Annotated in this window: 26 protein-coding genes; 1 reads left to right on the plus strand and 25 read right to left on the minus strand. The window is 44.1% G+C overall.

Going from position 1 to position 20,265, the window contains the following annotated elements:
- Window positions 1-71: 71 nt before the first annotated feature.
- The 15 genes from ACLGL1_RS06890 to ACLGL1_RS06960 all read right to left on the minus strand — a co-directional run bounded on the left by ACLGL1_RS06890 (window position 72) and on the right by ACLGL1_RS06960 (window position 11,899).
- Window positions 72-968, minus strand: coding sequence for an Rpn family recombination-promoting nuclease/putative transposase (locus ACLGL1_RS06890; protein WP_411007964.1), 897 nt, complete (start codon window positions 966-968; stop codon window positions 72-74).
- 343 nt (window positions 969-1,311) lie between these two features.
- A complete protein-coding gene (locus ACLGL1_RS06895) occupies window positions 1,312-1,731 on the minus strand; it encodes a type II toxin-antitoxin system RelB/DinJ family antitoxin (RefSeq protein WP_411007965.1) in 420 nt (139 codons plus the stop codon).
- Between the two features lie 181 nt (window positions 1,732-1,912).
- Window positions 1,913-2,344 carry a Panacea domain-containing protein gene (locus tag ACLGL1_RS06900; protein WP_411007966.1) on the minus strand — a complete coding sequence of 144 codons (432 nt, stop codon included), beginning with the start codon at window positions 2,342-2,344 and terminating at the stop codon, window positions 1,913-1,915.
- 13 nt (window positions 2,345-2,357) lie between these two features.
- Window positions 2,358-3,236: an ArdC-like ssDNA-binding domain-containing protein gene (locus ACLGL1_RS06905; RefSeq protein WP_411007967.1), complete on the minus strand. Its 879-nt coding sequence runs from the start codon at window positions 3,234-3,236 to the stop codon at window positions 2,358-2,360.
- Window positions 3,237-3,254: 18 nt separating this feature from the next.
- Complete coding sequence (locus ACLGL1_RS06910; RefSeq protein WP_411007968.1) at window positions 3,255-3,824, minus strand: JAB domain-containing protein; 570 nt, start codon at window positions 3,822-3,824, stop codon at window positions 3,255-3,257.
- A 32-nt stretch (window positions 3,825-3,856) separates the two neighbouring features.
- The gene (fic, locus tag ACLGL1_RS06915) at window positions 3,857-4,420 is read right to left on the minus strand and encodes a protein adenylyltransferase Fic (RefSeq protein ID WP_411007969.1); all 564 of its coding nucleotides are present in this window, start codon (window positions 4,418-4,420) and stop codon (window positions 3,857-3,859) included.
- Window position 4,421: 1 nt separating this feature from the next.
- Window positions 4,422-5,153: a Fic family protein gene (locus ACLGL1_RS06920; RefSeq protein ID WP_411007970.1), complete on the minus strand. Its 732-nt coding sequence runs from the start codon at window positions 5,151-5,153 to the stop codon at window positions 4,422-4,424.
- Window positions 5,154-5,233: 80 nt separating this feature from the next.
- The gene (locus tag ACLGL1_RS06925; protein WP_411007971.1) at window positions 5,234-6,001 is read right to left on the minus strand and encodes a BRO family protein; all 768 of its coding nucleotides are present in this window, start codon (window positions 5,999-6,001) and stop codon (window positions 5,234-5,236) included.
- 45 nt (window positions 6,002-6,046) lie between these two features.
- Window positions 6,047-6,586, minus strand: a complete 540-nt coding sequence (locus ACLGL1_RS06930; protein ID WP_411007972.1) for a hypothetical protein — start codon at window positions 6,584-6,586, stop codon at window positions 6,047-6,049.
- Between the two features lie 17 nt (window positions 6,587-6,603).
- On the minus strand, window positions 6,604-8,091 hold the full coding sequence (locus ACLGL1_RS06935; protein WP_411007973.1) for a hypothetical protein: 1,488 nt from the start codon (window positions 8,089-8,091) through the stop codon (window positions 6,604-6,606).
- 98 nt (window positions 8,092-8,189) lie between these two features.
- Window positions 8,190-8,801, minus strand: coding sequence for a hypothetical protein (locus tag ACLGL1_RS06940; protein WP_411007974.1), 612 nt, complete (start codon window positions 8,799-8,801; stop codon window positions 8,190-8,192).
- A gap of 114 nt (window positions 8,802-8,915) precedes the next feature.
- Entirely contained in the window at window positions 8,916-9,185 is a 270-nt protein-coding gene (locus ACLGL1_RS06945; RefSeq protein ID WP_411007975.1) for a hypothetical protein, read from the minus strand.
- A 45-nt stretch (window positions 9,186-9,230) separates the two neighbouring features.
- Window positions 9,231-10,100 (minus strand): Rpn family recombination-promoting nuclease/putative transposase, encoded by an 870-nt coding sequence (locus tag ACLGL1_RS06950; protein ID WP_411007976.1) that lies wholly within the window; start codon window positions 10,098-10,100, stop codon window positions 9,231-9,233.
- Window positions 10,101-10,493: 393 nt separating this feature from the next.
- On the minus strand, window positions 10,494-11,231 hold the full coding sequence (locus ACLGL1_RS06955; RefSeq protein ID WP_411007977.1) for a hypothetical protein: 738 nt from the start codon (window positions 11,229-11,231) through the stop codon (window positions 10,494-10,496).
- A complete protein-coding gene (locus tag ACLGL1_RS06960; protein WP_411007978.1) occupies window positions 11,231-11,899 on the minus strand; it encodes a hypothetical protein in 669 nt (222 codons plus the stop codon). Before ACLGL1_RS06960 ends, ACLGL1_RS06955 begins: the two co-directional genes overlap by 1 nt.
- Before the next feature lie 143 nt (window positions 11,900-12,042).
- On the opposite strand from ACLGL1_RS06960, the gene ACLGL1_RS06965 reads away from it, so the two are divergent.
- The gene (locus ACLGL1_RS06965) at window positions 12,043-12,774 is read left to right on the plus strand and encodes a hypothetical protein (protein WP_411007979.1); all 732 of its coding nucleotides are present in this window, start codon (window positions 12,043-12,045) and stop codon (window positions 12,772-12,774) included.
- A gap of 419 nt (window positions 12,775-13,193) precedes the next feature.
- On the opposite strand, the gene ACLGL1_RS06970 is transcribed toward ACLGL1_RS06965, so the two are convergent.
- From ACLGL1_RS06970 to ACLGL1_RS07015, 10 genes are all read right to left on the minus strand, one after another.
- Window positions 13,194-13,547, minus strand: coding sequence for a hypothetical protein (locus ACLGL1_RS06970; protein ID WP_411007980.1), 354 nt, complete (start codon window positions 13,545-13,547; stop codon window positions 13,194-13,196).
- A 12-nt stretch (window positions 13,548-13,559) separates the two neighbouring features.
- Entirely contained in the window at window positions 13,560-14,597 is a 1,038-nt protein-coding gene (locus tag ACLGL1_RS06975; RefSeq protein ID WP_411007981.1) for a hypothetical protein, read from the minus strand.
- Window positions 14,590-15,120 (minus strand): helix-turn-helix domain-containing protein, encoded by a 531-nt coding sequence (locus tag ACLGL1_RS06980; protein WP_411007982.1) that lies wholly within the window; start codon window positions 15,118-15,120, stop codon window positions 14,590-14,592. Before ACLGL1_RS06980 ends, ACLGL1_RS06975 begins: the two co-directional genes overlap by 8 nt.
- Entirely contained in the window at window positions 15,113-15,346 is a 234-nt protein-coding gene (locus ACLGL1_RS06985; protein ID WP_411007983.1) for a hypothetical protein, read from the minus strand. Before ACLGL1_RS06985 ends, ACLGL1_RS06980 begins: the two co-directional genes overlap by 8 nt.
- On the minus strand, window positions 15,333-15,845 hold the full coding sequence (locus ACLGL1_RS06990; protein WP_411007984.1) for a metal-dependent hydrolase: 513 nt from the start codon (window positions 15,843-15,845) through the stop codon (window positions 15,333-15,335). Before ACLGL1_RS06990 ends, ACLGL1_RS06985 begins: the two co-directional genes overlap by 14 nt.
- 55 nt (window positions 15,846-15,900) lie before the next feature.
- Window positions 15,901-17,514 carry an Ig domain-containing protein gene (locus tag ACLGL1_RS06995; RefSeq protein ID WP_411007985.1) on the minus strand — a complete coding sequence of 538 codons (1,614 nt, stop codon included), beginning with the start codon at window positions 17,512-17,514 and terminating at the stop codon, window positions 15,901-15,903.
- 64 nt (window positions 17,515-17,578) lie between these two features.
- Window positions 17,579-17,779: a hypothetical protein gene (locus ACLGL1_RS07000; RefSeq protein ID WP_411007986.1), complete on the minus strand. Its 201-nt coding sequence runs from the start codon at window positions 17,777-17,779 to the stop codon at window positions 17,579-17,581.
- A 17-nt stretch (window positions 17,780-17,796) separates the two neighbouring features.
- On the minus strand, window positions 17,797-18,120 hold the full coding sequence (locus ACLGL1_RS07005) for a hypothetical protein (protein WP_411007987.1): 324 nt from the start codon (window positions 18,118-18,120) through the stop codon (window positions 17,797-17,799).
- Window positions 18,121-18,133: 13 nt separating this feature from the next.
- On the minus strand, window positions 18,134-19,288 hold the full coding sequence (locus ACLGL1_RS07010; protein WP_411007988.1) for a hypothetical protein: 1,155 nt from the start codon (window positions 19,286-19,288) through the stop codon (window positions 18,134-18,136).
- A 293-nt stretch (window positions 19,289-19,581) separates the two neighbouring features.
- The gene (locus tag ACLGL1_RS07015) at window positions 19,582-20,265 is read right to left on the minus strand and encodes a hypothetical protein (RefSeq protein WP_411007989.1); all 684 of its coding nucleotides are present in this window, start codon (window positions 20,263-20,265) and stop codon (window positions 19,582-19,584) included.

Below are 20,265 nucleotides of genomic sequence, written 5' to 3' on the forward strand. Positions count from 1 at the left end.
CTCAATAAAAAAGAGATATGCTTGAAAGAAAATCTTTCTTGCATATCTCTTAATATTTAGCTTCTGTTTTTCTATTCACCGAGTGCAAGAGCTATCTGCTCTTGGGTGAAGCCTGCTCTAATCATATTAGAGCGTATGGCTTCTCGGCTTTTGGCCGATCCCTTTTCTATCCCTTTTTCTATCCCTTTTTCCATGCCTTCTTCTAGGCCTCTAGCTAGGCCTTGCTGCCAACCTCGTTCCAAGCCACGCTCCAAACCACATTGTTCGGCTGATTTTTCACGAGTGAGGGCATCCATTTCAGCAATCTCTCGCTCATTAATAGCAAAAGAAATGCCGTCATCTTTCATTGCTGTACGCATAATATCTACTACCTCCCTTGCTAGTGTGTCCTTTTTCGCAAGTTGGTCTAATTCCCCCCACGACTGAGCATTAAAAAGGTCTGCCCAGATAAGCCTACCGGATGCAATATCATCCGGGGTTGCTAGATCTTTTTGGGTCAGGTCCATAATAGCTATACGGAACCTATCTGTATAGGTCTTACCAGTCTTTTGGTTCTGCAACTCATATTCCGAGAAAAATGCCGAATCTTCCTCATCAAAGGTGTAATCCAGTATGCTAAACTGCCGGATAATTGGTAGCTCTGCATATGTTTTCCCCGGGTGGCTTTGTGCTGCCATTCGGGCTGCATAAAAGAGAGATCTTAGATGCCACGCTTCAAAGCGTCTCACTTGCACTTCAATATTGACTAGGGTATCTTTATTCACTCGGGCATTAACATCTAAAATAATTCTTTTGCCGCTAATCCGCTGACTATAGTCAATAGGATTAAGCACTTCTACGCTGGTTATTTCCTCTATTTTTTTCGACAAGAGAGAGGCTACCAGCCCTTTAAGGGCTACCTCGCTTTCCTGCATGACGATATGAAATAAGAGGTCATTTGTCAGCTGATAAAACTTTGGTTCACACATATACTTTCTCCTTTCAGTATACCTTACTTTTGGCAATAAAAAAAGAGATATGCTTGAAAGATCATCTTTCTTACATATCTCTTGATTAACTTAAAAATGGACACAAGGTCCCTATCTGTACTTCCCCATCATTCCCAGTTAAGGGTTACTTCCTTGCAATTACTCGCAAGGACTACGGCCAGCGAATACACTGGTCGGCACAATAATAAAGACGCCTCGGCTCACGTCACCGGATTATACTACTGCCTACCGAAATTACAATAGCCTCCGGAAATTTAATATATATACATTATACAACTTTTGTTGTTTATAGTCAATATTCAGGCAAGATAAAACACGCCGGCTAAGGCGTGTTAGAGAGAGCACTATCTTCTAGCAACTCGTCTATTTCCTCTATAACGCTTTGCTCACTTTGCACATGGAGGGCATCATAGTGGCTCAATATATATTCACTAATCCCTTTTGACTGGAAAAGCTCTATTGCATCTTTTCCGGAAAGCCCTTTGTGATATCGATAGCGTTCTAGAAAAAAGATTAGGTACTCTTCCGCCCTTGTCATTTCCCGTCCTTCCTCAATTGCGGCTGCTGGTGTTTCATTTGGTACATCCAATTTCAGTTCAAAGGGAATGCCCTGTTCACGGATGGCAGTTCTCAGGAATATATTTACAGCAGTTGTCATATTCAGACCAAGTTCATTGAAAATTTCTTCTGCCTGATCCTTGATGGCTTTATCTGTTCTAATGTTCAAGTTTGTTGTTGCCATACAGAACACCTCCATTCAAGCATATTATATACGAAAGTTCGGTTAACTTCAATACTACGTCATTACAAAAGCCGCAAAAGGGATCCTTTTTTATATTAACTCGCTTTTATATATTATACCACATCCTTCAGCGAATAAAAAAACCACACAAGAGCATAGGCTCCTGCGTGGTTTAAGATTATTATTTTCTTTCTATACTATATGTTTTCATTACGGCAGGGCTGATGACATCACGATTGCCCTTGCCATTGTTATAGACTCTATGCCAAGCTCCTTCTTTTTCATGCGACATTTCTAGTAATTCCCAAGCTTCTATTAATGTGCTTTCCATACAAACTTGATCTACAAGATCCCGACCTGAAAAGTCTATATACTTTCCCTCACTAATGGGGATTTTCAGTCCACCATAGCCGGAAAAGTTATAATAAACAGATGGAATAACAGGTCCAAATTGCCAAGCTTCAATACTTTCAGCGAAAGCCAAGTGGCCTTCCTCTTGAAGGAAAGACACTTGAACAAAGTAAAGGATCTGCTGCAACTGAAGATTACTAATAGGCTTACCTATGTCGTAACACCTGTAAATGATATACCGGGCCAAATCCAAGGCTTTCACACCAACGACCTCCTTATGCACAAATTTCTTCTATTTCCCCTAAAGCCTCCTCTATGCCTTTCAGCAGTTGAGAAGATGCCTTAGTAATCCTGCTCATAGCTTTTTTCAGGACCTTTCGTTTTTCTTGGTCCATGCTAGCCCAGCCTGCGATATAGGAGAGGCTAACCTCTTCGCATGGAAGACCAAACCGGCTTGATAATACATACGCCACGGATTCTGCTTCTACTTCTTTGATATGGGTGTCCATGTCCGCAGCTGCCTCAGTCCCGTGCAAAACACTATGAGCCATTTCGTGAAAGAGGGTAGAAATGATATCAGCCTCGGTCATGCCTTGGCTTAGGACTATCTCCTTGTCTTTCCGGGAGAAGTACCCATATGTCCCTCTTGGCAGATCCTGAAAACGAACAGGAACAGGAGAAACTGCCTTTAAGGCCTCAAATAGCCGGTCATATCCTTGGACCTTGCAGTCCATTCTATAGCTAGCTAGGCCGGGGAGTTCTTCACCGTCAGTCTGAGAAATATCGAAAACTGACACGGTTCTGTAGCCAACAAGCCGCTCTTCTTGCACCGGTTCTCCTTTCTTATTGAGAATAGGATTGCCATTTTTGTCTTTCTTTATCTCATCTACTTTTCTGATAACAGGAGCAAGGATCTTAATTGCTTTTTCCCCTTTTCTAACCTGCCTGTTTAATTTCTTCCATGTTTGGTAGCCTGCAACACGAGTAGCCTCGGGACACTGGCTGGCAATAAGGACCGTATTCCCAAAAGAGTAAGCATGAAAGTGGCTTAGTGTTTCAAGCCACTTCCGGTAGTTATCACTCTCGAAGAGATTATCCAGCCCCAGCTCTAATTGTTCTAACAAGGCGGTTACTTTTTCATTTTGTTTAGTCATGATTTTTTCTCCTTTTTTTTAATAAAACAAATTTGGATATTCCGTCCTTATGCTTTTAGAGTATTTTTCGTGACTCACAATAATGTGGTCTCGAAGCCTTATTCCTAAGATTTCCCCACCCTCAGCAAGGCGTTTCGTTAAGCCTAAGTCTTCCTGACTAGGTGTTGTATCGCCGCTAGGGTGGTTGTGAAAGACAATTATGTTTTGTACGTTGGCCAACATTGCCCGTTGGAAAACAGCGGAAGGCTCTACGATAGCTTGAGTTAAACCACCTACAGACACAATGCTATAGCCTACAGGCTTCAGCTTGGTATTCAGGAATAGAACGCCAAACTGCTCGACCGTCAGTCTTTCAGGCTTGAGAAGTTCTCTTATACATAGAGCGGCTTTTCCATATGAGTTTAGCGGCGCAACAAATACTTTCTCTTCCTCGGCTTCATAAACCGGTGTATGCTCCATAACGACCTCCTGCTTAAAGAAGGCCTTTTCTTCTATATCGTTAAAATCTTTGATAAGTCCTTGTAGATTCATTTCACTTTCTCCTTTTCTCAATAAAAAAAGAGATATGCAGGAAAGAATATCTTTCACTTACATATCTCTTAATATTTTCTTTTTTTCTTCTACAGTTCGTAAATATCTACATCACTCAGTCCTTCATACTTGTAGGATGCTTGGACCCCACGCATATAAACTTCTCTGTCCTCTACCTTATCGGTGAGAGCGGACTGGAGCAATACATACAATTCCAGACTATTAACCGGTGACCGCTCCATGGCTTGGAGGTACTGGTCCTTATCTATTTTAGCCCAGTCTACACAGAGGCCCAGCCGCTCTTTTAGGAGCAGGTCTAGCCATATTCGCATAGAACGTCCATTACCTTCTCGGAATGGATGGGCTACATTCATTTCCACATACTTCTCAATAATCTCTTCAAAGGTGGCGTCCGGCATGGTGTCTATTATTTTTAGATTAGCCTCTAAAAACAAAGCACCGGCAAATCGAAAATTACCTTTTGAGATATTTTCAGTCCGAACTTGTCCGGCGAAAGGAAACACATCTTGAAATAGGTACTTATGAATAGCACTTAGCCCCTCAAAGGTACCGACTTCAATATTACGATATAGTCCTTTATCCCAGAGCTCTAGCGACCTTTTTTTACTTAGCAGTTCTTCTTTATTGAGCATATTACTCTCCATTAGGCTCATTCCATTTAATGCCTGCAAAAAGATAGTCTGTTTCAGTCTCTTCAATTCGGTCCTGTCCAAAAATGCAGCCCTGATAAAGAAACGCTTGCAGATCCTCAGCACTTCCGGTTTCATAAAAAGCAATCAGCTTTGCTTTAAACTCTTCTTGCAGCTCAATAGGAATGTTTAATATGCCACACCCACTGCCAATCAAGATATGATTAGCTGCAAGCATAGCAGTCCTTTTATTCCCATCAAGAAAGGTCTGGTTTCTCATTAAGAAACAAAGGACCTGCAAAGCCTTCTCAGTGGAGGAATAGCCTTGTATTTCCATTAACTCAGCTAAAATTCGCTTAGTCTTTGTTTCGGAGGGTATATTCGGTTTCCAACTTGTACCACCAATACCGACCTCTTGACCTTTTTCCCTAATGCGGCCTGCTCGATAAATAAGATTATCTGCACCGACAAGAGAATTGAGTTTGCAGACATACGGATAATCCAAGGGATAATCTAGGTTGGCCAACAGAAACTGCCATGCGTGTTTTAGATTATTGATGGTGACCACGGCGTCTACAGAGACACCGGAGCCAACATATCCATTATAGATATCGTCTGTCTGCGGAAAGGTTACTGAAAAGCCTTCCAATCTAGCACTTTTCCATATAGCATCAACCAAGGACCTTTTTGCAAAGGCAATATTCTGCTCTATGGTCATATTGAACTTATCTTTCAAGGATACCACCTCGGTATCTATTGTATCATACTCCAGTTCGCAACTTATTATTATATAAAGAGTTTCTGGTCAACTCACTTTTAACAAATTACTACTTGATTAGCCAATAATCCCTCTTGATCCAGTAGTTCTAAGAAGCGAGACCGACCCTTAGCTGTAACCAAGGTCTGAACACCGGCTTTTTCAACGCCGTAGCCCCACTCCTTAATCCGGAAATACCCTCTATTCTTGACGCTGTAAGGCAGGAGCCTTTGTCGCTTGTCTCGATAGAGGAATTTCTTTTCTAAGAGCCAGTTAATGAAAACCTTTTGTCCCAGCCCTAGAAGCTTGGCTGTATCTCTAAAGTTGGTCAGATGATTGCAAGCCACCAAGGCATCATAATACTTGGACTTAGGATCCATTTCTTCAATCCGACTTTGTTGATTTTCAATTACCTTTTGTTTTTCTGCAATCACGCTATTGGCCACAAGGACTGCCCTAGAAAGTAATTCAAGGTCATCCATATTTTGCTGACCAACGATATAGCCACCGTGTTTCCGGATAGATGGCAGGACCTCAGAGGTTACCCAACGTTTGAAGGCTTTTGCCTCCGGCAGTTTGCTTGCCATGATTAAGGAATACAAGCCGGATTCGTTGATAACCGCTAAATCCTGCATTCCGCCGGGGGTGTCGCATTTTGCTACCCCCCTATCTTCATCGTCAACATGCTTTCTAATGGCGTCTCTTGAGTTACTATACCCCAACGCCTGCGCTATATCTTTACCGACAAACCATGGAGCGTCATCAATAATCATTGTGCGAATACTCCCAAACTCTTCCTTGGTAAAAACTTCTAATTGATTTAACATAGTAATTTCCTTTCTAGAATAATCTTTAGCTTTCTTTCTCCAGTCCTATTGGGCTGCCACTACATCTTCCGGGCTGATTTCTTCAAGCTCCTCAAACCAGTACCTGATGAAGCCTGCCAAGGAGTCGGATAACTCTTTCCCTTGATGACGCTTGCAAAGGGAAATCAACACCTCTACCTCAGGAGACAGGTTGTCAATATAGTGAGCCGGTTCGAGTTTAGAGCCGCTATCTAAAAAGGTGGGATAAAATGGCGGGTAATAATAAGCCTTCATGGATTCCATCCCAATGGATTCCATCCCATCAAAGATAAACTCCTGCATTTCTTCCACTGATACGCTCCTAGGCCAAATAAACTCATCACTCAGCGGCACATAGGTAGCTGCATCTTCAATAACACCTATCCTCTCAAGCTCTTCAATGATGTTTTCATACAACTCCTGATAAGAGTAAGCTTCCATTCGATAAATGTAATACTCCACATTTAAGGTGTTGTATTTATCGAAAGAAATTTCTACCTGTAAAAGAATTTCTCCATCGCTATCCATTGCAATAACTTTTTCTAAGGTTTTATTTTTAATTTCCATAATCGTTTTCTCCTTTTCTAAAATGCAAACTTCCGTTTAACCGCCTGCAAGAGACCACTTGAGTGTTCAACAGTGGATTCTTCTTTATTTTCCGTTAGCGTCTCCTTGTTTGGGAGAACGACCAACTTAGCTTCCTGCTCCTCTTTGGCTTTCATCTGCTTCAGCAGGTAATCATCGATCCCTTTGGATGACGGATCCCAAAGCGCCTTCCCGGAAAAGTAGTCTTTTACTTTCCCGGAGGCATATAAGGCTTGGGCTGCTCCAACTGTATCTACGACAACGTTACCGGTCTCTTCCGGGACCTGGATGCCGTTAAAAGCCGCTAATTTCAATAGATCTGCATAGCGCCGCTCGCACTCATCTAAAGCCCAGTACCGCCTCGTAAAGTCCACTTCAGCCTCATGAGCAAGGTCTTCAATCTTCTTTGAGGCCTTACTGACGTTGGGGTTAATGACTTTATCCATATCAAACATTTCGACTACTTGCGACACACCCATTTCCTTTAAGGACTGGAACTCACTTGATAGGTCCCTTGTGTTGTTGACTCCTTGTAGAGCCATAAAGGGAGAAGCACCGCCCATAAGGAGGCGAGCCACGTCAGCCTTTAAGGGTCCTTCCGTTAAAAGAATGGCCCCTTTATTGCGAAGAACCGGGTTGCCTAACGGGAAGTGGGTCCGGGAGATATTCTCAGTTGCCCCTTCCGGTAGCCCTTTTGAGGACACGGTTAAGTAGCGAACGTTGCCCTTGTCTACTCTCACTTGCAGCCCTACAACCTCCCCGTTCATATTCCGAGTGGGAATAAGCATCCCGGAAGAAAGGTTAAAGCCCCAATGTCCACAAAGCTTGTAAAAGCCCGGCACACCCTTGAGGTTATAACCCTGCCCGGCTAGGTGGTCTGCTAAGAGGACACCTGCGGCAATGTGGTAGATGCTTGGATTAAAACCCCTATTTTGTAGAGGCTTTCGCATGATCTCCGCCACTTTGAGTGCTTTCTTATAGCCTTTTATCCAAGGCATTTCAGCAGGAATAGTCCTATATTCGTTTCTTTCAATATCTTCTTCTCTCAGTCCCCTATCCAAGAGGTTCTGTCTATGCTCTTCCGATAAAGCAAAAGGCTTAAAACGGAGGACTGCACCATAGGCCTCGTGGAGGACGTTATCGCTTGGAGGCAGGATTGCCTCATACTTGTTTTCCACGACATTCCGTTCTTTTTTGTATTCAAAATTTCTGTTGTCTTCGCCAATTTCTTCCAAAAGACGGTGAAAGACCTCTCGGTCTCCTTTAATGTATTTACGGCCAAAGCGGACAAGACTGTATAGATCCAGCTTGCCGCCACCTGTACTACACCGGGGGCAATTAAAAACCCCTTTGGCTGTATTTATATTCAGGTGGTACTTGTGATCATTGCAGAAGGGGCAGCGAACATTGAACGAATCGGCCTTTTGTGACCGCCGCTCTCTTTCCAGCCCTAAAATATCTACGATTTGCTCAATGCGTATTTCCATTTTGTTCTTCTCTCCTTTTCTCCAAAAAACAAAAAAGAGATATGTCGGCAGGATAATCTTTCCGCTTCCATATCTCTTTGGTATCAATTTTCTTTGGCCTAGTCTATAAAATAATCGTGCAGCTCTTCCTCTAAAGTATTAGCAAGACATTCAAGACAGTCTGTTATCCGGAGATTATTCTCGTCTAAAAATGCAACGAGTTGCCGGCGAGACATATCCTTGAATAAGTAGGGCAGCAAGTAGGAACCCCTTTTCTCCAGTTCGGCCTGCAAGTTAAAGAGGCCATAATCGGTAAAGGTATCCGCTGCCATCTCTTCATAGCCGTACGCTTCCAAGTTTTCAGCATTAATTTCCAAGTCGTAGTCCTCAGTGACGATAAGCTCTGTAGCATACTCCGCATCCGGGTTATAGGCGGTTTCGCACTTCATTGTGTAAAAGACCTCCATGCCGGGCTCGTAGTCGACAAAATCCCACTTGACAGTAACCGGTCCCATAGGATTCAGGGTTTCGAAAAACCGCTCGATACTATTGGCAAAGAGCCAGCGACCGATTCCATAAAACTCCAGCCACGTTCTACTTTTGGGCATCTCTTCTAGTTCCGGGTGGCCGTAATACCACTTTTGTTCCTCTATTTGACGGTAAATCTCCTCCATAACGGACTGGTCACAGTCAAAGAAGATAGCACCGTGCGCATCTGAAATATTAGCCATGCTTTTTTCCTCCTATTTTTCCCATAGTTATAGCTTTTTACAATAAAAAAAGAGATATGCTTGAAAGATTAACTTTCTTACATATCTCTTAATATTTAGCTTTTGTTTTTTTAGTTAATTATTTCTTAGAGACTCAATGAATTCATCATCAGGAAGATCGGAATCCAGTGTTTGTTTGACTAAAGCTAGGTCAACACCATTATTGATGAGCCTTAGGGCTAATTGTTTTTTACCCTGTTCTACACCTTTTGTCATTCCCTTTTTTATCCCTTGGGCCATTCCCTCCATCCTACCTTCTTCACGGATAGAGATGCGCTCTTTTCTAGCAAGCTCCCGATCTGTTAAAAAACGGGCAGTTTCATCATCTTTTACTGCTTTATACATGATTTCTACTACCTCACATATCTCTTATATTTAGCTTTGTTTTTCTTATTTGAGGCCGTCTAATTCTTCATCAGAAAACGGATAATTTGTTAGCCGCCTCACATCATCACGAGAGAACCCTTCAACTAATAAGTTTTTAGCAAACTCAAAGTTCTTGGTCTTAATTCCCTTTTCCATTCCCTTTTTCATTCCTTGAGCCATCCCTTCCATCCTACCTTCTTCACGGATAGAGATGCGCTCTTTTCTAGCAAGCTCCCGGTCTGTTAAAAAACGGGCAGTTTCATCATCTTTTACTGCTTTATACATGATTTCTACTACCTCCTTTGCCACTTCGTTTTTTAGGGCTAGGGACTCGAGCTTTTCCCATGAGTTAGCCTTAAATAGGTCTGCCCATAAGGTGCGCCCATAGATAGCATCGTCCCAAGTAGCCAACCGATTCTGTGTCAGGTCCATAATGGAAATCTGGAAACGGTCAGTAAAGCTCTTTTCGTTTTCCACGTTGCGCAACTCATAGGTTGAGAAAAAGCCCGGATCTTCCCTATCAAAGGTATAGTTTAAGATACTAAACTGCCTAATGATAGGTAGACTTCCATAATCCCTATTTGGGTCAGTTTCTGCTGCCATCCGGGCTGCATAATAAAGTGATCTATAACGCCAATACTTGAATGCTTTGACCTGCACTTCTATATTGACAACAGTGTCTTTATTAACAACCGCTTTTACGTCTAAAATAATATCTTTTGAACCTGCGCACTTCCCATAGTCATAAGGATTTTTAACCTCTACTGAGGTGATTTCATCCGGATGCTTAGACAGCAATGAAGCTGTTAACATCTTGAGAGCATATTGGCTCTCTTGCATGACATAATGAAACATCCCATCATTGGTTAAGGCAAAGAATCTTTCTTCACACATATACTTTCTCCTTTCAGTATACCTTACTTTTGGCAATAAAAAAAGAGATATGCTTGAAAGATCATCTTTCTTACATATCTCTTGATTAACTTAAAAATGGACACAAGGTCCCTATCTGTACTTCCCCATCATTCCCAGTTAAGGGTTACTTCCTTGCAATTACTCGCAAGGACTACGGCCAGCGAATACACTGGTCGGCACAATAATAAAGACGCCTCGGCTCACGTCACCGGATTATACTACTGCCTACCGAAATTACAATAGCCTCCGGAAATTTAATATATATACATTATACAACTTTTGTTGTTTATAGTCAATATTTAAGCAAGATAAAACACGCCCGAAGGCGTGCCTATATATAAATATGTCTTCTTGGACTGAAAGGACCTTTGTCTACCTTTTACCCTTTTCTTGCCAGCCCCCAGCTAGGACACGACCGGCTACTTGCACCTGCCCTTCTTTATCTAGTTCTAGGTAACGCCGGAGAAATTCCAAGCGCTCCTTGTCCCGGATAGGCTTCCCATGGACAGATACGTCTGTAAACCGGGCGTAGTTATTCCCAAGGAAGTAGTCCATGGAGGTATCTAAGTACATGGCTAGGAAAATAAAGAAGTTTATTCTTGGTGTAAAGTCCGGATCCTTTTCTAGTTTACGGAAGGTCATCTTGAGGTCTTGAGAAGCCTTTACACCACCTAGGTTTGGCAGGGGCAGGTGTCTATCCTCTGCCAGTTCTCTAAGCCTGTCTAAAAGGGGAGGGGCTACTGCCGGATTCCCCAGTCGAGCCTCTAATTTAGGCAGGTCTTCTGCTACCATGACTTCATCTAAGAGCCTCGGTAGCTGGCTGGTTCCTTTCTCTCCAAAGAATATATAGTGAATACTGACGTTAAACTCTTGGTAGGCCAATATGCGCAGGCTATCTAGGGGGCAATTGAAACTACCCTTTAAATTCCGGGAAAAGCCGCCTCGGTTGACACCTATCTGTTCAGACACATAGCTGGCGGTCTTCCCTTGGGCTTCTATTAGGTCCCTCACTCTTCCGGAGGCATCATTACGCAGGACCTTGGCTATAGGGATGGAAGCCTTGTATTTATCTTCTTCGGGGAGTTTCTGCCATGTCTTTAATAATTCCATCAGCCTACCTCCTGACTGTCTTTCAAGGCCTCAATTAGGGTCTTTTTAGCATAGGGCTGGAGTAAAATAAAGAGGTTCAGGATCCGCTCAACTTGATCGTTATCGGTATATAGGCCGGTCGGCTCCCTTGTATTTAAAATCCAAGAAAGGGTCAAATTTAATTCACGGACAATCTCCGGCAGGTCCTTGGTCCCTAGGGTGGTAGATGCCGTCCTGTCTTCCCAAGCGGTCTGAAGGGACTGGTTCTCAAAATGCCGACGGCGAGGAATGGTAGACCTATCTATGTATTCCATTACTCGCTTGGTGGGGGTAATACTTACGGTCTCTTCCCAAAACTCCGGTAGGATTCGCTTTAGGCTGGCCTCTATGTGGGGTAAAATGGCCTCGTCCACCTTTTCTGCTAAGGCGAGAAATGCTGCTTCTTCCCCTTCTAGGGCCGGAAAATCAATACCTGCAATATGAAGGGCCTCTTTTAGGCTTATCTTGTAAAAGTGAGTAAAGTCGAGAAGCATATCATAGGTCATAGACCGGACATCATTTGTATTGTTATTCTTAGACCAGTACTTTTTCTTAAAGGCCCTTAGGGTCTGTGGGTCTGTTTTTTCTCCGTATTTATAAAGGGCTGCTTCAACAGTCTTGTCTACTAATTCACGCTCTGCGATTGCCATTTGTTCCTCCTTCTATGAATGGCTATAATCCACCAACATAATACCATCTTTATAATTTTTAGTCAACAATATGTAGACCTCGAACAATTAAAATGGTATGATGTTATTATGAACAATATGTTTGCTTTTACAGGAGGTGCGGTATGACCATAAAAGAAATTTACCTGCTCCCAAGACGTGTCTTTACTTTTGGCACCTTAACACGGGAGGGTAGGTATGATAAAGAAAACAAGAAACTCTACCTCATGGATGACCGTGGAGAATTAACAGGAACGGTACTTACGATTACTGACTATGCTGAAGATGAAGGGGTTGCGCCTCAAGGGGACCTGCCGGAAGAGGAAGCCCTGCCCTTAGAAACCCCACAGGAAGCGCCCAGAGAAGAAAATAATGGTAAACTGGGCCTCGCTATGGCTGACCTATCTGTATGGGTTAAAGGCCTCAAAAAAAAGATTTTAGCGGGCTTCCGTACTTACCGGACAACTGAATTACCTGCCGGTCTGCAAAAGAAGGTTCTCATGCAGTACCTTATGGCCCTCGGTGTTTTTCTCTTTTGTATTTTTCTAACCATAACGGAGAAGCGGATCAGTTACCTTACGGGGATAGTTATCTCCCTCTGCTTTCTTTACATGGCGTTGGAAACAAAGCTCCAGTTTGCGGCAGGGAAGATTGTTGAGCAGGTGGTATCAGCTGTGGACGTGAAACCTTCTAAGGCAAGGAACCGGACTAAGGTTGTCTTTGCAACAAGTGACGATATCCCATCCTACTTTACTTTTGTCGTGCCGGGGAAAAAGGACTTTATTTTGAACGGCGTATATGTTATTTATTTTAATGAGGATAGGCCCAGCGTACTTTTAGGTCATGTCGCCTTATAAAAGAAGATACGAAAATACCCGACCTGCCTTTCGGCTTGTCGGGTATCTTCTTGCAAAAAAAGGAGAAAGAAAAAAACTGACCACTCCCCATAGCTAAAGCAAGGGGGTTCTTAAAGGTTCGGCATTTACCGCAGCTTGTCCTAGGTGGCTTCCTTGAGTGGTCACCTAGGCCTGGCATTTTCGTTAAGAACTTTACGAGCCTATTGCAGCTGCAAGATACTTCGCCGGCAACGCCTCAAAAGACGCACCGTGTATTTACGACTCGCACAGCGTGGTCATTCTGTATGCGCCTTACGGCACAACTTCCAAGTTTTTATCTAAATACATCTTACCATTTTAGAGTTTATTTGTCAACATACTTTTCAATTTCCTAAGAGATTTTTAGTGATCTTTTTCAGCCCCACACGAAAAGTGCAGGGCTATTTTCGGTTATGTTGCAGGTATTCAGCCTTATCCTCTACAGCCTTCTCTTCTTTCGGGGGGCCACTAAGGAGGGCCTCCTCTTCTTCAGTCAAGGCAATATGGAACTTGTGGGCTTGAGGAGGAATCTTCTTAGCTACCTTGTTGCGTAATTTCCCCAGCAGGCGCTCGACTTGACTGCTCTCGGAGGTATAGGTATCTAGGCTTATTTTTAGCTTGTTGTCGCTTAAAATACCCAGGCAAAGGGGACTGTCACTTGCTAAGACTTTATCTATATCTTGAATGACTTTAATCCCTTCTGTTATTTCTTTTAGGGCTTCTTTTTGCTCTGCTGTATCTAGGATTTTTGCCACAGTAATCCCTCCTTAATCGTAGAAACGTGGCGGTGCAATAGCGGTCTGTGGGTTTTTAGGATAGATGGGGTCATAGCCTATGAGTTTCAGGTTAAGGTCATCTTCTCCGGGGGCTGTCGGCTTTTCTAGGCCAATCAGCTGGGTTTTAGGTGCAAAATAGACGGTTACAAAGCCATACCGGTTTGCCGGAAGGGGCAGGTTGACTGCTACGGTGTTGGTGCAGGTAGTAATATCTCGCTTGTAGGCCACCTTCTTGGCTGTATCTAGGTAGCGTGGAAAGTAGGTCATCTCGTGCATATGGCAGATAGCCTTTTCTTTAGCTTCTTTTTCCCAGCCTTCCGGTAGGTCTAATTCAAGCTTGTCATTAACGAAGTCTGTTGCCTCTTGGAGGGCCTTATCTCTTTCTTTAGGGCTAAGATCCTGCTTGTCTAGGACTTCTGCACTCTTTAAGGTGTCCAGCCGGTACTCGCCGGTTTTTTTGTTATAGCTGATGGTTAGGTCTGCAATGAAAAGGAGTTCACCGCTTTCTCGGTCAATGCCCCGGATATTAATGGTGGCACCGCCTCTTTTCCCGTCATAGAGTTCGTCATCCTGCCAGCGGATGCCGTAATCTTTCTCGTTTAGGTAGCGGCTAGGTCCTAGGTCTATTTGGTAGTAGGGAGACCGCATAACAAGGTTGGTTTCTTTAGAAAGGTCAACGGTATCGGCGGTTTGGTCTTGGCCCCGGCTAAGTTCTAGGGGAACACGGTTACTTTCGACATAGTAGCCAATACCGCCCTTGTAATCACTGTCTAAATTAAGATAGATGTGGTCATCTTTAATCTTTTTGCCCAGTCCTGCTTTCAAGGTCCCTTTCCCAAAGTTGTATTGGACAACTTCATCATTGGTGTATTTAGGGTCTGCCTTGAGTTCTGCTGTTTCGTGAGTGGGTTTTTCTTTGGGTGCTTCCACTTCCGGAGGTTTCAAGAGGATCTTTCCCAAAATAAAGCCGAGAATCACGCAACCGATTATTGCGACTACGAGTAAAAGTCTTTTTTGTGCTTTATTCATAGTTTACCTCTCCTTTGTTCAGTTGAACGCTATAGATCTCTTTTAGGCTTAGGCCTGTAAAGCTTTTAATCTTCTGGGCAACTTTGCAGGTCATATGGTTTCTGTACTCGCCCCGCAAAATAGCACTTAGCTTATTGGGGTGAACGCCTATGGCCTGACCAAATTCTTTGATGGTGTAGCCGTTTTCTTTCATCCATTCTGTAACAGCCGGGTAGTATTTGCTGCGAACGGCCGGGTTTTTCTTGGTCTTTAGGGCTGAAAATACATCTATGACTTCGCCGGGGTATAGGTCTAGCCTCTCGGATATTTCTAGGGTTGTATAGCCTAGGAAGTAGTAGGTAATCACTCGCTTGGCGAGGCTATCCGGAATAGGGGGTATGCTACACTCACCTTTTACGCCGGGCAATTTATCTAAGAAGTTATGGATTCCTTGGCTAGTAATCCCTATGGTCTCGGCTATGTCATATATGCTCCTGTGGTTCAGTCGTCCTAGGCAGACGGCTATTTTCTCCTCTTCAGTCAATGCTACCACCCCTGTCGAAGAGGGACTGGAAAAGCTCCTCTAGGGCTTCTTCTGGTGGGAAATTCTCAGGTAGGTCCTCTTCTAGATATTCTCCCTCAAGGTCTGCTAGGAGGGCAGTCATAAGGGCTAACTCTGAAAGTAGTTCTGCTCGCTCAAGATGGCTTTCAGCGAGCTTGTTTAAGAGAGCAATCTTTTCTTTGGCGTAATCGATATTAAAATAGTTCATAGGGCAGTCCTTTCTCCATAACATGGTGTAGGCACAGCAAGAAACAGGCGCCATACAAGATCATTCGGATAGTAAATTCTTCTAGGCTACCGTTTCTAAAGCTGGCAATATGAAACTTATAGGGCAGGGGGTACAAGAGGGGGACGCCTTTGTGGTTTAGCATATCTAATACAAGGTGGCTGAGCATCCCGGCTGCAAAAAAGAGGGCTGGGTTATGAAAATCGGGAACAAGGGCTTCAAGCAGCAGATAAAGGATGACCAACAAAAGAGGGCTATGGGTGATGCCCCGGTGGCCAAAGGTCTTGTTTAAGGCTAAGGATAAGGGTTTTACGAAGTGACCCAGTTTGCTCTCCGGGGTATCTATGTCGGGGAGCAAGCTGCCTATTGACGCAGCTGTTAGGCATACAAGGGATTTTTCCAAGGGTACCTGAAACCGGTCTAGGCTAAGCATAGCCAGTCCTACGGCTAGCCCTCCTATTAGATGGGTCCTGCCTTGCATATGGATGCCTCCTTTCTACTAATTACAATGAATACATTTTAATCTCAACATCTGCTTATTTGACTGTCACGGTTATTGTATAAGTCTCCCCTTTCAGGCTTTGGGCTTTTATGGTTGTCTTGCCTTGAGCCTGGCCAATAACGGTGCCTTTTTCAACGGTAGCAATACTAGTATCTTCAACGAGCCAAATGCAGGTCTTATTCGGCAGCAGCTTTTCCTTACCGTTAACGGCGAGGGTAATTGTGGAGGGACTGACTGAAAAACCTTCGCTGGTATTCGCTTTGAGGCCCGATTGCTTAGCCGGGGTAGGCTGTTGTGTTCCTTGGGTACTTTGGGCAGGTTGGGCTTGCCTATTCGCTTGGCCTTGGGCCTGCACGTTGGCTTGAGCCTTACTTAATTGGTTCTGCATATCCCGGAGTTTAGCTTCTCTTGCGTCAAGCTCTCTGCTTCTTTCTTCAAGAGATTTGAGTCGGTCGTTGTAGGCGCTCTCTCTTTCCTTTTCTCTGGCGTTAGCCGCTTCTTCCTGTTCTTGCCGGCGCTTTTCTGCTTCCTCTTTTTCTTGTTGTTCAGCCTCTTCTTTTTCCTTGGCTGCCTCTTCCTCTTCCTTCTCTCGTTCTTCTTCTAGTTCTTTTTCACGAGCAGCGTCTTCTTCCTGACGCTCTTCGAGTTCGGACAGGTTGGAATTTTCAAAGTCAAGGTCGGCGCTACTATCAGTTTGGCTGCTTTCGCTTGTTTCTATGGTGGAACTGCTATCTTCAGGGTCATCTTGGGCCTGACAGCTGACGAGCCTGAAGAGCATTAGGGAAACAAGTAGGCCGCCTGCTACAAGAAGGGGTAGGGGTGGCAGGTTCTTCTTACGCTTCTTTGGCTTAGCTTCTTTTTCTTTGCTCCCGGCGAGTTTCTTTTTCAGTCCGCTTTTTTTCTCTTGGGGGGCTGCTGAAAGAAGTTGGATTTCGTTACGGAGTTGGCTATAGATGAGTTCGTTATTTAAGGGTTCGCCTAGGATAAGCTGCTCTAGCATCTCTTGGCTTTCTTTGCTGAGGATCTTAGGCGGTTCGTCTATATTGGGGGCTTCGGTTGGCTCTTTTTTGTTCAGTCTGTTCCACAATTGCCCACACAGGTAGGCGGTTTCAGAGCCGACTTCTTTTTCTAGGGGTGGGTTATAGTACAGGGCTTCTTCTTCGGGGTCGTAAACAAGGGACTGGAGTAAAATATTCCCTGTTTCTTGTGACAGGCAGAGGTCATCATAGCTGACTTGGCCCAGCCTGCTGCCTAAGCCATTTAACCATGCGTTAATCTGAATAAGGGCTGCTGTTACTTGTAGGTGGAAGATGGCTCGCTCTTTATCTTTACTCTCGCTCAGGTCAACTGCGGTTAGGGGGGGTTCTTCGTTGATGATGAATTGGTAGTCTATTTCTTCCTCGCCTTGTTTGACTTGGGCTTGATCTAGGACGGTATTGGCTGTATCTTTGAGGTTCTCAAAGAGCTGGGCTTTACCGGGATCGTCTGATGGCAAGATGACGTGAATGGGATTGTCGCTCTCACTTGTCAGCTTTAGCAGAAGAAGGTTATCTTGGCCCATTGTTACCCGGTAGAGTTGGGCGTTGTCTTTGTCCTGAAGCATTGGGATGCTCTCTTGCTCTAGGTCTTGGTCGGTGTATGGCTGCATTACTCTTGCCCTCCTTTCTCTTCTTCTAGGGCTGCAATAATATTGCGGTAGTCGGGGTTATTCTTTAGGTCAAGGGCTGCATCTCTATTGTGCTTGTCTCTTTTTTTTTATTCTTATCTAGGTAGATTTGGGTTTTCTTTTTGTACTTCTGGGGGTGCTTTTGCCTTAGCCGCTTGGCGTTGGCATTGTCCCGTTGGCGAATATGGCTCCAGTTCTTCCGGTAGTACTCTCGTCGCTTTTTTAGGTGTTCTTGGTGGCTATCCATGCTGGGGGCTTCCTTTCTTATTTTTTATTCACTCGGCCGATTATGAGGTAGGTGATCATCATGATGGCTAAGAGGCCGCCGCCGAGAATAAAGAAGTGTTTCTTGCTTTTCTCTTCTTTGACTTCTGCTTGTCCGTCTGTGATGATGTCGGCTTCGCTCTCGCTTGTGACTTCTTGATTGGAGGCTAGGGGCTGGTAGTTAATGGTTTCTATATTGACTGTTTGGCTCTCGGTAATTGGGGGGACTTCTGTTGCTTCTATGGGTAGGGGGGCTACGCTTATTAAAAGGGCTGTACTGAGGGCAAGGGGGATCAGTTTTTTGTGGATGGATTTCTTATCCATGGTTATCGCTCCTTTATATATAGAGGTGGTCGTAGGCTTTGTCGGGCATGATTCTCCGATAGTAGGCTTTCTGCCATGGCTGGCAGAGGATCCTGAAGGGGCTGGATATTCCTTTTAGCTCTTCTAGGTCGCTGTAGCTTAAGTAGGGGCTGATGTATACGTCCTGTCCTCTAAGCTTTAGGGGAAACAGCCGCTTGTCGTTTTTCTCATAGGCACCTTGGTCTATGGCTGCGCTAATGAGGCTCTCGGTTAATCCTTCTCCATAGTCTATCCAGTCTTTGGCGTTGGCTATCCCTGCTTGGCTCTCGGGAAAGGCGTACAGCTTGTCTATGTGACCTCCCAGCTTGCCGCTCTCTCTCCGCTTGCCTCGCTTGTCGGCAAATATATCGCTAAAAATCTTTGGGCTGGAAAAAAGAATGGCTGCGTATGCTTCACGGTCTAGGGGCTTCTCTTCTACTTCTGCCATGTACTTGTAGTAGGCTGGCAGTTCACACTTGAGGTGCCACTTGCTCCAGCCCAGACCTCTCTCGCTTCCGGCGTACAGAAGTAGTGACCGCTCGCTGCTTTGAAGTATTCCGGCTTCACGTCCAAGGCGGTACTGGGCATCATATAACCCTCGCTTGATCAGTTCCTCTAAGATGTGGTCGTAGCTCACAAACCGGTAGGGGCTTTGGGGCTGAAGGGCCGGGACGGGGTCCTCTAATTTGCCGGTGGCTTCACTTACTAGGCTACCCAAGGAGTTCGGGATCTCTCTACCTTTATACAGGTACAAGGGGCTGAACCTTGCTCCCATTAGGGCTGAAAAGACGGAGGCTCTGCTCTTGCCGAGATACTCGGATAACCGCTGATGGCTATTACCACTCCCGACTATGTTTAGGCTGGTCGGCAGCTCTAGGGCTTGAATTAATTCCGGGTACCAACTCCGGGGAAGGTCTCTCTCTTTCCTTAGCGCTCTTATCCCCTCTAGGGTGATGGCGTAACCCTTCTCTTTGATGGGCCTGCCATTAACCTTGTATTCCAGCTGATGGGGCTTGATGTATTGGGCTTGTCTTAAATCCTTTAGGATCTGGTAGGTCGAACGCTCTGAATTATCGATTGCCAATAAGCTATGAACGGACACTAGGCTGTGATAGAAAAGCAGGAGCAATAGCCTTGTCTTTTTGGTCACGAAATCACTCCTTTTTATAATATGAGGACAAAAGGGCTGCCAAGGAATTCGCTTTATTAAGGGACCGATTTTCCCTGAATAAAACAGATGAAATAAGCTATTTAAAGCGCTTTTACAACCTGCAAAACAGGAGTAAATTACTGCAAAAAAGACGTTTTCAGATTCTCTATATTTTTTGCAGTTTACACAGGTGTTTTTCGAGCATACTAGATGCTTATTTGAAGACACGATACGCTTATTTGCATCTAAAGTAGCACTTTATTGAACTATCAATATATCTTTTAAACCTATCCTTATTCCTCTATTTCAGATATCCAGTCTCGCATTTTTTCTAAATTAGGCGGCTTTGCATAGTCCCCTGTAACGATAAAGTAGGTCCCTTCTTCGAGGAAGTCATCAAATATAGAGGCCAAAAAGAAACTGCAACTTCTCGGATTATCACCGCCTTTTAAGTAACAGGCGATCGCATCTACAATAGCTTTGCTGTCTACATTGTCGTTGTCCACGCCGATTTTATTGTTCCCTCGGACTGAAATAATTGCTATGTTAGTTTGATCGAACTTGGGGATTTTCTTCTCGTTGGAGCGCAAGAAAAGGCTTACTTCATCAACGTAAAGATTGCTAAATACCTTACCAGTTTTTTTGTTATAGATGGATGGCAAAAGGGGCGTTTGAATTAAATACTTATCTTTTTTAAAGCTGCCTTTGATTGAAAAGCAGTCAGCTTCTGTGTATTTTTTAGCCTCTTCTTCTTTAAAAAAGAAGGGGTCATCATCATAAACCAGTTTGGTAATTTCCCTATTTAATTCATAAAGGGTGGGCCTTATTTGCTCTTGTTCCATACGCTTTTCTTTAGGAACAAGGCCTAAGAGCCGCCCATAGTCGTCAATTTTTTGGATCAGTTTGTCTGTTATACGCAAGCATTTTATCGCCTGCAACATCTTTTCTGTGATTTCATCTTCTTTATAGTCGGACAA

The sequence above is a fragment of the Peptococcus simiae genome (genome assembly GCF_046569735.1).
Lineage (GTDB): Bacteria > Bacillota > Peptococcia > Peptococcales > Peptococcaceae > Peptococcus > Peptococcus simiae_A.

Bases quoted from the DNA above. Each gene is read 5' to 3' on its own strand.
- ACLGL1_RS06890 (WP_411007964.1), bottom strand. From the start codon at position 968: ATGTGTGAACCAAAGTTTTATCAGCTGACAAATGACCTCTTATTTCAT.
- ACLGL1_RS06895 (WP_411007965.1), bottom strand. From the start codon at position 1,731: ATGGCAACAACAAACTTGAACATTAGAACAGATAAAGCCATCAAGGAT.
- ACLGL1_RS06905 (WP_411007967.1), bottom strand. From the start codon at position 3,236: ATGACTAAACAAAATGAAAAAGTAACCGCCTTGTTAGAACAATTAGAG.
- fic (WP_411007969.1), bottom strand. From the start codon at position 4,420: ATGCTCAATAAAGAAGAACTGCTAAGTAAAAAAAGGTCGCTAGAGCTC.
- ACLGL1_RS06925 (WP_411007971.1), bottom strand. From the start codon at position 6,001: ATGTTAAATCAATTAGAAGTTTTTACCAAGGAAGAGTTTGGGAGTATT.
- ACLGL1_RS06930 (WP_411007972.1), bottom strand. From the start codon at position 6,586: ATGGAAATTAAAAATAAAACCTTAGAAAAAGTTATTGCAATGGATAGC.
- ACLGL1_RS06935 (WP_411007973.1), bottom strand. From the start codon at position 8,091: ATGGAAATACGCATTGAGCAAATCGTAGATATTTTAGGGCTGGAAAGA.
- ACLGL1_RS06940 (WP_411007974.1), bottom strand. From the start codon at position 8,801: ATGGCTAATATTTCAGATGCGCACGGTGCTATCTTCTTTGACTGTGAC.
- ACLGL1_RS06945 (WP_411007975.1), bottom strand. From the start codon at position 9,185: ATGTATAAAGCAGTAAAAGATGATGAAACTGCCCGTTTTTTAACAGAT.
- ACLGL1_RS06950 (WP_411007976.1), bottom strand. From the start codon at position 10,100: ATGTGTGAAGAAAGATTCTTTGCCTTAACCAATGATGGGATGTTTCAT.
- ACLGL1_RS06955 (WP_411007977.1), bottom strand. From the start codon at position 11,231: ATGGAATTATTAAAGACATGGCAGAAACTCCCCGAAGAAGATAAATAC.
- ACLGL1_RS06960 (WP_411007978.1), bottom strand. From the start codon at position 11,899: ATGGCAATCGCAGAGCGTGAATTAGTAGACAAGACTGTTGAAGCAGCC.
- ACLGL1_RS06965 (WP_411007979.1), top strand. From the start codon at position 12,043: ATGACCATAAAAGAAATTTACCTGCTCCCAAGACGTGTCTTTACTTTT.
- ACLGL1_RS06975 (WP_411007981.1), bottom strand. From the start codon at position 14,597: ATGAATAAAGCACAAAAAAGACTTTTACTCGTAGTCGCAATAATCGGT.
- ACLGL1_RS06985 (WP_411007983.1), bottom strand. From the start codon at position 15,346: ATGAACTATTTTAATATCGATTACGCCAAAGAAAAGATTGCTCTCTTA.
- ACLGL1_RS06990 (WP_411007984.1), bottom strand. From the start codon at position 15,845: ATGCAAGGCAGGACCCATCTAATAGGAGGGCTAGCCGTAGGACTGGCT.
- ACLGL1_RS06995 (WP_411007985.1), bottom strand. From the start codon at position 17,514: ATGCAGCCATACACCGACCAAGACCTAGAGCAAGAGAGCATCCCAATG.
- ACLGL1_RS07000 (WP_411007986.1), bottom strand. From the start codon at position 17,779: ATGGATAGCCACCAAGAACACCTAAAAAAGCGACGAGAGTACTACCGG.
- ACLGL1_RS07005 (WP_411007987.1), bottom strand. From the start codon at position 18,120: ATGGATAAGAAATCCATCCACAAAAAACTGATCCCCCTTGCCCTCAGT.